This window comes from Sphingobacterium sp. BIGb0116 (genome assembly GCF_024808035.1).
Classification (GTDB): Bacteria; Bacteroidota; Bacteroidia; order Sphingobacteriales; family Sphingobacteriaceae; genus Sphingobacterium; species Sphingobacterium paramultivorum.
Genome location: NZ_JANUDT010000007.1, coordinates 221,083 through 233,250, shown reverse-complemented (window position 1 = coordinate 233,250; position 12,168 = coordinate 221,083). Strand labels below are relative to the sequence as shown.

The window sequence follows — 12,168 nt, the reverse complement described above, 5'->3', positions numbered from 1 at the left end:
TCGACCATTTCTTTTTTATATGCTGTTTTGCTCATTTAAACCAATTTAAATGATGCGGAGTCTTACATTTTTAATCCGATTTCTCTTAATCGTTCATCCAGGTACTGACCAGCGGTATAATCTTCGTAGACCTTCGGGTGTTCCGCATCGATGCAGGAATCTAATGAAGCCAAACTCATGGAGGATTTTGGATGTAAAAAGAATGGAATAGAAAAACGGGAAGTACCCATTTTTTCACGTGGCGGGTTTACTACGCGATGCGTAGTAGATTTCAACTTATTGTTTGTTAACCGTTGTAACATATCACCTACATTGATGACGATATCTTCACCTTTGGCTTTGATAGGGAACCATTCTCCGTCTTTTGTCAATACTTCAAGTCCATCTGCACTAGCCCCAATCAATAAGGTGATGAGGTTGATATCTTCGTGAGCGCCTGCACGTACGGCATCTGGAGATAAGGCATCAGGATCGCTGATTGGGAAGTAGTGTATTGCACGTAGAATAGAATTACCATTGATAACATATTTTTCAAAGTAATTTTCTTCCAGATCGAGGTAGGTAGCAATCGCTTTTAATAAGTCCCGGCCTGTATCTTCTAATTTTTTATAGACCTCCGCTGTCACACCGTTAAAGCGGGGTATTTCGGCCACTTCGGGATTGTCCGGAAAATCAGCTTTGGAGTATTCTTCATCAACGATCGTTTGACCGCGTTGCCAAAATTCCTTTAAATCAGGAGTCTTCGCATCTTTCGCTTTTTCTCTTCCTTTTGCTGTATAGCCACGTTGGCCTGCAAGTTCTGGAAATTCATATTGTTCCTTCGTCTCGGTCGGCAAACCAAAAAATTCAGGAACTACCTGATATAACTCTTCAATCAGCTCTTTTGATAAGCCATGATTTGCAATCGTTACAAAGCCCGTTTCGTTAAAAGCCTTGCCAATATCTTGGATGAATTGATTTCGTTGTTCTTGGGTTCCTTGAGTATAATGTAGCAAGTCCAAGCGAGGTATGTTTACTAAAGCCATACGGTGTTGATGTTTGTTCAGGACAAAGTTAACGGAATTAATTTTGATTATTAAACAGGAGCTGTTAATAAAAGTTTTATGTTTTGTTTTATTTGGTTGTATTTCAGTGCTTAAAAGTTTTCCACATTTTCTATTATTGGCAAATTCAGCTAAGAAATATGAAGCGCAGTCATGCTGACGAATATATGACAAAATTTATATTTTGGATCTTGTTATTCTGATTACTAACTGGTATATTTGTTATGCAAGCATAATAAATAGCTTGTGAGTACGCTTATGAACCAAAATCAGACAATCGACTATTTTTTAAAAACAGGCTGGCAGACAATAGCCAATAAATATAATCAAATTGCTTCGCAGTACGGTTTTACCCAGGCTGCAGGTTATATTTTGATTAACATCCATAAAGAGGGTACACCTGTTTCTCAGATTGCAAATTTGACAGGAGTTAAAACAACTAGTTTGTCTCGGGTGTTAAATAATTTGGAGTCATTGGGATTTATATACCGTGAAACGAGTGAAACCGACAAAAGGTCAGTAAAAGTATACTTGACTGAATTGGGTCGGGAGAAAAGAAGAATTGCCAAGGATGTGGTGCGTAATTTCAATCAATACTTAGCGGATAATTTTTCAGAAAATGAACGTGATCAATTGATTGCTTCTTTAGCGAAACTCAATGAGCTTGCAACCAGTTACAAGGAAGAAGTAATCGTTTAGAAGTTAAACCAAATGTACAGAAGTGCATGATAAATATGTTATGATGAACAGAAATATTAGAAAAGTGGCGGTTCTCGGTTCGGGTGTTATGGGCTCGCGAATTGCTTGTCATTTTGCTAACATTGGTGTTGAAGTTTTATTGTTGGATATCGTTCCGCGTGAACTGCTGCCAGCGGAACAAGCCAAAGGTCTCACGCTGGAGAGTAAGGTCGTTCGGGACCGAATTGTCAACAGCTCCCTAGAAACGGCTTTAAAAACAAACCCTTCGCCAATTTATAGCAAGTCATTTGTCAGACGTATCAAAACAGGAAATTTTGATGATAATCTAAAAGATATTGCTCATGTGGACTGGATCATAGAGGTTGTCGTTGAGCGACTTGATGTTAAAAAGTCTGTTTTCGAGCGTGTTGAGCAATTTCGTAAACCTGGAACATTGATTACTTCCAATACTTCTGGTATTCCTATTCATTTAATGACAGCGGACAGAAGTGAAGATTTTAAAGATCATTTCTGCGGTACGCACTTCTTCAATCCACCACGCTATCTTCCTTTATTGGAAGTTATTCCCACACCGCACACCAAGCCTGAGGTAATTGATTTTATTCTTCACTTTGGCGATAAGATGCTGGGAAAATCGGTTGTATTGTGTAAGGATACACCAGCATTTATTGGTAATCGTATCGGTGTTTATTCGATGTTGGCGGTTACCCATTTAGTGGAACCCTTGGGGTTGACAGTGGAAGAGGTCGACAAATATACCGGTCCCGCAATGGGGCATCCCAAATCGGCAACTTTTCGTACGGCTGACGTTGTAGGACTTGATACCTTGGTGAATGTTGCCAATGGACTGGCACAGAATGCGCCCGAAGATGAAGCCAAGGGTGTCTTCCAACTTCCAACATTCATCAATAAGATGGTAGAGAATAAATGGTTGGGTGAGAAAACCAAGAAAGGGTTTTATGAAAAAGTAAAAGCTGCCGATGGTAATTCGGAGATTTTGTCTTTAAATCTAAAAACACTGGAATTTGGTTCACAGCAAAAAGTGAAATCAGCTACTTTGGAAGCCACCAAGCCTGTGGAGGATATCCGCAAGCGGATGAAAGTATATGAACAAGGAAGCGATAAAGCGGCGGAACTTTTCCGTGCCATGCATTATCCATTGTTTGAATATGTGTCCCGCCGTGTTCCCGAAATTACAGATGACTTCTTCCGCATTGATGATGCCATGCGTGCTGGATTTGGTTGGGAGTTAGGACCATTTGAAGTATGGGATGCGCTAGGTGTTCGAGAGACTTTAGCTAAAATTAAGGCCGAAGAAAAACGACTTCCAGGTCAGGATGGAGAGGTTGCTTCCTGGGTACACGAGATGTTGGAAGCGGGATGTGAATCATTCTATAAAATTGAAAATGGTGTACGTCACTATTATGATATTGCGACCAAATCTTATAAAGCTATTCCCGGAACGGAAGATCTGATCGTATTGGATCATATTCGGGAAAGTAAAACAATCTGGAAAAATACGGGTGTTTCTATTATTGATCTTGGCGATGGTATCATTAATTGTGAATTTCATACCAAGATGAATACCATTGGCGGAGATGTTATCCAGGGCCTGAATAAAGCTATTGATCTCGCTGAAAAGGAATATCGCGGTTTAGTGGTGTCCAATGATGGGAAGAACTTTTCTGCTGGCGCCAACATTGGAATGATTTTCATGATGGCCGTAGAACAGGATTTTGATGAATTGAATATGGCCGTTCGTGCCTTTCAAAATACATCCATGCGCTTACGCTATTCGTCAATACCTGTAGTCGTTGCGCCATTTCAAATGACCCTCGGTGGGGGCTGTGAATTTTCCATGCATGCTGATTTTGTTCAGGCTCACGCCGAAACCTATATGGGCTTGGTTGAACTTGGCGTTGGTGTTATTCCCGGTGGCGGTGGAACTAAAGAATTTACACTACGTGCCTCGGAGGAATTTAAGGAGGATCAGATTGTTCAGAACACCTTAAAAGATAAATTCCTGACCATTGGGCAGGCGAAAGTTTCGACTTCTGCTTATGAAGCCTATGAACTCGGCTATTTGCAGAAAGATAAATTTGCAATTACAATGAACCGTGCCCGCCTTTTGGCAGATGCCAAAGCAAAGGCATTGGAATTGGCTGATGAGGGTTATGTTCAGCCTGCTCCACGCAATGATATCAAGGTTTTAGGAAACCAAGGATTAGGGATCGTGTATGTGGGGGCTTCATCGATGCGTGAAGGTAATTATATCTCTGATTATGATCGAAAGATCTCAGAAAAACTAGGCTGGGTGATGTGCGGTGGAAATTTATCGTCACCGACCGAAGTGTCTGAACAGTATCTACTGGATCTTGAACGTAAAACTTTCCTCGAGCTTTGTGCCGAACGCAAAACGCTTGAAAGGATTCAATTTATGCTGACCAAGGGTAAGCCTTTACGGAACTAAAAATCACTACTCACGAAAAAAATAAAAATAATGGAAGCATATATAGTATCAGGATTTCGTACAGCAGTAGGCAAAGCGCCGCGGGGAGTATTTCGCTTTATGCGGGCGGATGATTTAGCCACGGATGTTATTAAACATCTTGTATCCACTGTGCCAAATTTAAATAAAGAAGATATAGATGATGTCATCGTTGGGAATGCCATGCCGGAAGCGGAGCAGGGACTCAATATGGCACGTTTCATTTCACTGATGGGATTGGACACGGATAAGGTCCCGGGAGTAACCGTTAATCGATACTGCGCTTCAGGTTTGGAGACTATTGCAACAGCGGTAGCAAAGATCAAGACTGGGATGGCCGATGTTATTATTGCCGGTGGGGTAGAGGTGATGTCCGGAATGCCCTTTGGAGGTTGGAAAATTGTGCCTAATCCTGTCGTGGCAAAAGAACATCCAGATTGGTATTGGGGTATGGGATTGACTGCCGAAGCTGTAGCCAAAGATTACAATGTCTCACGTGAAGATCAGGATGCTTTTGCACTTAAGTCAAATCAAAAGGCAGTTGCAGCTATTCAAAATGGTCATTTGAAAGATGGTATCGTACCTATCACCGTAAAAGAAAATTATTTGAAAGACGGCAAGATTGCAACGCGTGAATATGTCGTTGATACGGATGAAGGTCCTCGAGCCGATACTTCCCTGGAAGCTTTAGGGAAATTAAAACCAGTTTTTGCAGCGAATGGTTCAGTGACAGCAGGGAATTCCTCACAAACTTCTGATGGGGCTGCATTTGTCTTGGTGATGTCTGAAGCAAAAGTGAAAGAGCTTGGTGTAAAACCTATAGCAAAGCTCGTTAGTTTTGCTGTAGCAGGTGTTCCGCCCCGCATTATGGGTATCGGACCTATCTATGCCATACCCAAGGCTTTGGCAAGAGCCGGTCTTAAAAAGGAAGATATTGACCTCTTTGAGCTGAATGAAGCTTTCGCCTCTCAATCGCTAGCCGTTATTCGTGAACTTGGATTAGACGAAGAGAAAGTAAATGTCAATGGCGGTGCCATCGCTTTAGGGCATCCACTTGGATGTACAGGAGCTAAATTGACGGTCCAAGTCTTAAACGAGTTAAAACGCAGAGGCAAAAAATACGGCATGGTGACGATGTGTGTCGGAACTGGTCAGGGAGCTGCTGGTATTTTTGAGTTATTGGATTAAAATTAGCCGCTAAGAATAGCAATATAAACGAAATATGGATCTCTGATCTCATAACGCATAGAAGTATTTAAAAATTGTGGACAGCATCATCACTAAGCAGTGATTTGCTGGTCCATATAAATCTAAAAAGACAATGGGTGAAAATAAAGCAATTAAAGGCGGAGAGTTCGTGATTAGAGAGACTCCCTATACAGCCGTTTTTATTCCGGAAGAATTTGATGAAGAAGCCAAAATGATTCGTCAGACCTGCTTGGATTTCTTGGATACAGAAGTATTGAACAAGCTGGACCGTATCGATGCGCAAGAAGAAGGACTTATGCCTAGTTTGATGGATAAGGCTGGTGAACTGGGGATGTTGGGTGTTTCTATTCCCGAAGAATATGGTGGTTTCGGCAAGAATTTCAACACTTCTATGCTTGTTGCCGATGCAGTAGGTGGCGGGTTTTCTTTTGCTGTCGCATTGTCTGCTCATACGGGAATCGGTACGCTGCCTATTTTGTATTATGGTAATGATGCCCAAAAGGCAAAATATGTTCCAAAGCTTGCTACTGGTGAATGGAAGGCGTCGTATTGTTTGACAGAGCCCAATGCTGGATCGGACGCAAATTCGGGTCGTACTTCCGCAAAATTAAATGCCGAAGGGACACATTATTTGATCAACGGACAAAAAATGTGGATTACAAACGGTGGTTTTGCAGATATCTTTATCGTATTTGCAAAAATCGATGATGATAAAAACCTGACGGCATTTATTGTCGAGAAAGACTTTGGTGGCATCACGATGAATCCCGAAGAACATAAATTGGGTATTAAGGGATCTTCAACACGTCAGATCTTTTTCAATGATTGCGCCGTTCCTGTAGAGAATATGCTTTCTGATCGTGAAAATGGATTTAAGATTGCTGTAAATATCCTGAATATTGGTCGTATAAAACTGGGCGCCGCCACGATCGGTTCGGCACGTATGGTGATCAATCATGCGGTGCAGTATGCCAATGAACGTGTGCAGTTTAATCTGCCGATTTCTAAATTTGGAGCCATTCGTTATAAGCTGGCTGAGATGGCAACACGTTTGTTTGCTGTGGAGTCGGCATCGTATCGTGCCGGTCAAAATATTGATGATGCCTACGATGCATTGATTGCTGGCGGTATGGATGAAGCTAAAGCAAAATTGAAGTCTGTGGAGCAGTTTGCAATTGAGTGCGCTATCATCAAAGTATGGTGTTCGGAGATGTTGGATTATGTGGTTGACGAAGGGGTACAGATTTATGGTGGAATGGGTTACTCGGCAGATGCGCCAATGGAACGCGCTTATCGGGATTCACGGATCAACAGGATCTTTGAAGGTACGAATGAAGTGAATCGATTGCTTGTCGTTGACATGCTGTTAAAACGGGCCATGAAAGGTGAATTGGATCTGATGGGACCTGCGCAAGCCGTAGCCGGAGAGCTTCTCGCTATTCCGGATTTTGGTGAAGAGGACGATGCGCCTTTCGCTGTAGAAAAGAAAATTGTGGCAAACCTTAAAAAAGCAGGGTTATTGATTGCGGGAGCAGCTGTGCAAAAATTGATGATGTCCCTTTCCAAAGAAGAGGAAATCCTCATGAATATTGCTGATATTATCGGGTATGTTTATATCACCGAGTCAGTCTTGTTGCGCGCAGAAAAATTGCTGCATACAGGATCTGATAAAGCAGACTATGCAAAAGATATGGCTAAGATCTACCTGTATGGTGCTATTGATAAAATCAGCGCCGCCGGTAAAGAAGCATTATATTCTTTTGGTGAAGGTGATGAACTGAATATGATGTTGGTTGGTTTGCGCAGATTCACGAAAGCACAGCCATTTAATGTGAAAGATGCACGTCAGCGAATCGCAAAGAAATTGATAGATGAGAATAAATATTGTTTTTGATTGGTAATAGATTATTGGTTTTGGTTAATGGCCGGAGAGAAATCTTCGGCCATTTTTGTGTTACAATCCTAAAAAGTAACTGTAATTATGCTACATTTAACCTTTTAAACCCTAACCATTATATGACATCTTCAAGATCATTTACATTTACAGAGGACTGGGTAGTCGTCATTTTGGGGATTGCTACCATATTTCTCGCACTCTCAGGAATTGTTGCGCCAGTACCTAGTTTTTCGTGGAGTAATTCCGCCGAACTCGTCGCAACGGTTTTCGACCCGACAAATTTAATGAAGCTTTTTGAGCAGTTTATTTTTGTATTCGTTACCGCGATATTGGGCGCCTTTCTTTTGGGGAAATCTGTGAAACATTTATTCGTTGTATTTCCTGTTGTATTTATCCTTACCGTATTTGCATTGGTGCTGGCAGGAAATGCAACGGTTAAAGAATATAATCTCGAAGCTGTAATTTTTAGTTTGATTATCGGTTTAATCATCAGTAATTGCTTTAAACTGCCTAATTGGTTTAAAGAGGCGCTCAGTACAGAGCTGTATGTCAAGATAGGCCTAATTCTGCTCGGAACTACCGTGATCTTTGGGGATATCCTGAAAGCGGGATCCTTGGGGCTTATTCAAGCACTGGCTGTCGTATTGTCTGTTTGGTACTTTGCTTTCTGGATCTGTAAAAAGTTAAAGATTGACAAGGAGATGTCCCTAATGCTGTCGAGTGCAGTATCTATTTGTGGTGTTTCCGCAGCAATAGCAACTTCGGGAGCAATTAAAGGCGATAGCAAAAAACTCTCCTATGTAATTTCACTGGTCCTTATTACAGCGATTCCAATGATGATTTTCATGCCTTATATGGCGGAGTGGATGGGCTTGTCGCAAGAGGTTACCGGTGCTTGGCTCGGCGGGAGTATTGATACAACAGGAGCTGTCGTGGCGTCGGGCTCCCTCGTAGGTGAAGAAGCGTTGAAAATCAGTACCATTGTGAAATTCTCCCAAAACGTATTGTTGGGGCTTGCTGCTTTTGCTATCAGTATTTATTGGACTTATGCGAAATCTGTAGATGACGAAACCAAGCGGGATAAACCTACGCTAAAAATTATATGGGAACGTTTCCCAAAGTTTGTGTTGGGATTTGTATTTGCATCGTTGCTCTTTTCATTCGTGATATCTCCTGAGAAGATTGATGCGGTCAAAGGAAGTTTGAAAAACTTACAGGGCCTCTGGTTTACCTTGGCATTTACATCCATTGGCTTGGAAACGAACTTTAAGGATCTATTTGCTCAAGATAACAAGAAGCCACTATATGCTTTTCTGATTGCCCAGACTTTTAATGTTATTATTACCTTATTGATTGCATTGGTACTATTTCGCTAAAAAGGTAAGTGTTTCAATGTGAAACAGATCGTTATATTGACTGTGAGAAAGGCTGTCCGAAAAGGACGGCCTTTTTTATGCTTTTCCATCATGGGTTTATGAGTAGCGTTTTTTATAAAATTGCTTTGCTTCTTGATTTTCGCTGGATTGTTGGTGTGTAGGATGGTTGTCTTCGTGATTTTTTTCATGCTGAAAGAAATTCGAAGCGCTTTTTATTTGCTTTAAGTGTCTTAAAATTAAGGTTTAATGGTTTTAAAAAAAAATATCATTAAATCTATCAAATTAGTAGTCTTTTAAAAAATATTTATATATTTGTATCGTTATCTGATTTACAGGTAAATAGGAAGACGAGCAAAAAGGACTGACTTGATTATGAATCGAACTAGCCATGAAATTGATTTTATAAAAAAGACATGTGATTAAAGTTGTTTGAGATTGCCGCCTGATAAGTGCATAAATTGATTCGTTTATGCAGCAGGAAATAAAAGAAAATAACAAGATAAAAAGAATGAAACAAAATTACTCTCCAAAAACAAGTTTATTGGTTGCTTCGGTAGAAGGATCTGTTGTTACCTTAAAAAGTGACAAGAAACGAATGTGTTGTTAAAATTTCTCTCTTACACTCTCTTATATTAGAAAAGGGAAGCCGAGGCTTCCCTTTTACAAAGTTTTAACAATGAAGCAAGTATCGATTGGCGTTGGCACTTGTTTTAGATTCACCATTAAACTGAATAAATTTATGAAAAAAAATGCTATTTTTCGAATTAGCGTCATTTTTAGCTTGCTTTTAACAGGTTCTTACCATACCTACGCGCAAGTAGAAAATCCTAAACCTATTATAAATGCCTCGTTAACAGGTACCGTAATTGACGCCGTAACAAAAGAGCCTCTGCAAGGCGTAACGGTTCAGTTGGAGGCCGTTACACACCAGGTGAAAACCGACAGTAAAGGTGTTTTCCAGTTTGTAACTGGACAAAAATTGCCATTTTCATTGATTGTATCCATTGTTGGTTATCAAACCCGTCATATCGTTGTAGACCATTCTCCGGCAGTGATTGAACTTACACCACGATTGGAAGCATTGGATCAAGTAGTGGTCACTGCACGCCGTCGTAAGGAACAGTTACAGGATGTTCCGATTCCCATATCGATTATTCGTGGCGCTGCATTGGAGGATGCAGGGGCATTTAATGTCAATCGACTGAAAGAGCTTGTACCTACAGTTCAGTTATATGCATCGAATGCACGTAATACGACGCTTAATATCCGGGGACTGGGCTCAACTTATGGCCTCACCAATGATGGTATCGATCCTGGTGTAGGATTTTATCTTGATGGTGTATATATTGCCCGTCCTGCCGCGACTTGGCTAGACTTTATTGATATCGACCAGATAGAGGTACTGCGTGGACCCCAAGGTACACTCTTTGGAAAGAACACAACAGCAGGTGCATTCAATATAACCTCACGTTTACCACAATTCACACCAGAGGCCAATGTGGAAGTCAGTTACGGAAACCAAGGTTTTATTCAGGCGAAGACTTCAATCTCAGGGCCATTGGCCAAAAACCTGGCTGCGAGAGCTTCTTTCTCTGGCACACAACGGGATGGAAACCTGTTTAATGTACATACCAATAGGAAGATCAATGATATCAACAACCTGGGCTTTAGAGGGCAATTGCTGTTTACCCCGACCGAAAATATCAAACTGGTGCTTTCTGGGGACGTGTCATCACAAAAGCCTGATGGTTACGGTTGGGCGGTTGCCGGAGTTGTAAAAACACAGCGTGCGGACTACAGACAATTTGATGCAATTATTAAAGATCTTGGCTACGAGTTGCCCTATAAAAGTGCCTTCGAGCGTAAGATAGATTTGGATACACAGTCCAAAGCTGATAATAAATTGGGTGGTGTCGCATTGAATGCCGATATCAAGATTGGAGAAGGGACACTGACCTCAACTTCTGCGTGGCGGACATGGACATGGGTTCCGCTCAATGACCGCGATTACTTAGGACTTCCGGTATACACCGTTTCAGCAGGTAATTCCGTCCATAATCAGTGGTCACAGGAATTCAGATACTCCGGAAAAATCAGTGAAAAGGTCAGCGGAGTTGTCGGACTATTTGGTCTGTGGCAGGATCTAGGCACCGATCCCGTACATACTGAAGAAACCGGATCTTCATTCTGGCGGTTTCAAAAAAGCTCTACCAGTGCTTTGTGGCAAACACCGGGATTATTTGACAATTTTGGAATCAAGACCGTTTACGGAATTAAGAGTACAAGCTTGGCAGCCTATACACAGATTGATTGGGCTGTGACACCAAAATTACACATCCTCCCAGGGCTGCGCTACAACTACGATAAAAAGGTGGCTAACTACGATAGGCAGACCTATGGTGGTTTGCAGACGTCAGACCCGGCACTGCTAGCCTTAAAGAACGGTGTATATACCAATCAGACTTTTGATATCAATGCGGATGCCGATAATTTCTCAGGTCAGCTATCGGCAAGATATCGTTTCAATCCGAAGATAAATGCTTATGCAACGTATTCCATCAGCTATAAACCTGTCGGTATCAACGTTGGTGGATTGCCGACTGCCAATGGAGCAGTGTTGCTGGATCTCGCCGAAGTAAAACCTGAGGCTGTACGTCATAAGGAAATTGGTGTTAAGACAAATCCAACGCGCAATTCACTCCTCAATCTGACCGTCTACCAAACGGATATCAAAGACTATCAGACCCAAGTGCAGACTCCTGAACCTGGGGTGAACCGTGGTTATCTGGCCAATGCGGAAAAGGTGCGTGTAAAAGGTGTTGAATTGGATGGAAATATCAACATCGGACATTTTCTCCGATTGAATGGAGCGCTAGCCTATACAGATGCCAAGTATGTCAAATTTACCAATGCACCTGTCCCTTTAGAAGAGGTTGGCGGAGCTCAGGCTTTTAAAGATATCTCTGGCGGCGTCCTTCCTGGTGTTTCCAAATGGTCTTGGTCGCTGGGTGGTGAAGCGAATAAAAGCGGTAAGCTGATCGGGATTAATGGATCTTACTTTTTGGGCGCAGACCTATTTCACCGCTCTAAATTTTCATCCAGTTCTTCCCCCTCACAATACCTAAATATTGATGCCTATTCGGTATTGAACGCCAGGCTAGGATTCAGGGGATCGAATGGTATTTCGGTGTTTGTGTGGAGTAGAAATCTAACAAATAAAGATTACTACGAACAGTTGCTGGCGGCACCTGGAAGTTATGGGCAATACGCAGGTGTAGTTGCAGATCCAAGGACTTACGGCGTTACACTGCGATACAATTGGAAACAAGGAAATTAAATCCGTAATTCATATTATATTCTTATCGACCGTCTCCATTTCATCATGGGGACGGTTTTTCTTTTTTCGGTAATTTTCAATAGCTCCTTTTTTTATATATGGAAATTTGTATATTAAAT

7 protein-coding genes are annotated in these 12,168 nt (G+C 41.6%); 6 read left to right on the top strand and 1 reads right to left on the bottom strand.

Annotation, left to right across the window (positions count from 1 at the left end):
* Window positions 1-62: 62 nt before the first annotated feature.
* Window positions 63-1,025, bottom strand: coding sequence for an isopenicillin N synthase family oxygenase (locus M2419_RS17450; protein WP_259255464.1), 963 nt, complete (start codon window positions 1,023-1,025; stop codon window positions 63-65).
* Between the two features lie 276 nt (window positions 1,026-1,301).
* On the opposite strand from M2419_RS17450, the gene M2419_RS17445 reads away from it, so the two are divergent.
* The 6 genes from M2419_RS17445 to M2419_RS17420 all read left to right on the top strand — a co-directional run bounded on the left by M2419_RS17445 (window position 1,302) and on the right by M2419_RS17420 (window position 12,049).
* On the top strand, window positions 1,302-1,742 hold the full coding sequence (locus tag M2419_RS17445) for a MarR family winged helix-turn-helix transcriptional regulator (RefSeq protein ID WP_075995002.1): 441 nt from the start codon (window positions 1,302-1,304) through the stop codon (window positions 1,740-1,742).
* A 40-nt stretch (window positions 1,743-1,782) separates the two neighbouring features.
* Complete coding sequence (locus tag M2419_RS17440; RefSeq protein ID WP_159727410.1) at window positions 1,783-4,212, top strand: 3-hydroxyacyl-CoA dehydrogenase/enoyl-CoA hydratase family protein; 2,430 nt, start codon at window positions 1,783-1,785, stop codon at window positions 4,210-4,212.
* 30 nt (window positions 4,213-4,242) lie between these two features.
* Window positions 4,243-5,418, top strand: a complete 1,176-nt coding sequence (locus M2419_RS17435) for an acetyl-CoA C-acyltransferase (protein WP_259255463.1) — start codon at window positions 4,243-4,245, stop codon at window positions 5,416-5,418.
* A 133-nt stretch (window positions 5,419-5,551) separates the two neighbouring features.
* A complete protein-coding gene (locus M2419_RS17430; RefSeq protein ID WP_153844322.1) occupies window positions 5,552-7,333 on the top strand; it encodes an acyl-CoA dehydrogenase family protein in 1,782 nt (593 codons plus the stop codon).
* A 122-nt stretch (window positions 7,334-7,455) separates the two neighbouring features.
* On the top strand, window positions 7,456-8,712 hold the full coding sequence (locus M2419_RS17425; protein WP_153844321.1) for a YeiH family protein: 1,257 nt from the start codon (window positions 7,456-7,458) through the stop codon (window positions 8,710-8,712).
* Window positions 8,713-9,451: 739 nt separating this feature from the next.
* Window positions 9,452-12,049, top strand: a complete 2,598-nt coding sequence (locus tag M2419_RS17420; RefSeq protein WP_159727406.1) for a TonB-dependent receptor — start codon at window positions 9,452-9,454, stop codon at window positions 12,047-12,049.
* Window positions 12,050-12,168: the final 119 nt, after the last annotated feature.

Coding starts and splice junctions, on each gene's coding strand:
- M2419_RS17425 (WP_153844321.1), top strand. CDS start 7,456: ATGACATCTTCAAGATCATTTACATTTACAGAGGACTGGGTAGTCGTC.
- M2419_RS17430 (WP_153844322.1), top strand. CDS start 5,552: ATGGGTGAAAATAAAGCAATTAAAGGCGGAGAGTTCGTGATTAGAGAG.
- M2419_RS17445 (WP_075995002.1), top strand. CDS start 1,302: ATGAACCAAAATCAGACAATCGACTATTTTTTAAAAACAGGCTGGCAG.
- M2419_RS17420 (WP_159727406.1), top strand. CDS start 9,452: ATGAAAAAAAATGCTATTTTTCGAATTAGCGTCATTTTTAGCTTGCTT.
- M2419_RS17435 (WP_259255463.1), top strand. CDS start 4,243: ATGGAAGCATATATAGTATCAGGATTTCGTACAGCAGTAGGCAAAGCG.
- M2419_RS17440 (WP_159727410.1), top strand. CDS start 1,783: ATGATGAACAGAAATATTAGAAAAGTGGCGGTTCTCGGTTCGGGTGTT.
- M2419_RS17450 (WP_259255464.1), bottom strand. CDS start 1,025: ATGGCTTTAGTAAACATACCTCGCTTGGACTTGCTACATTATACTCAA.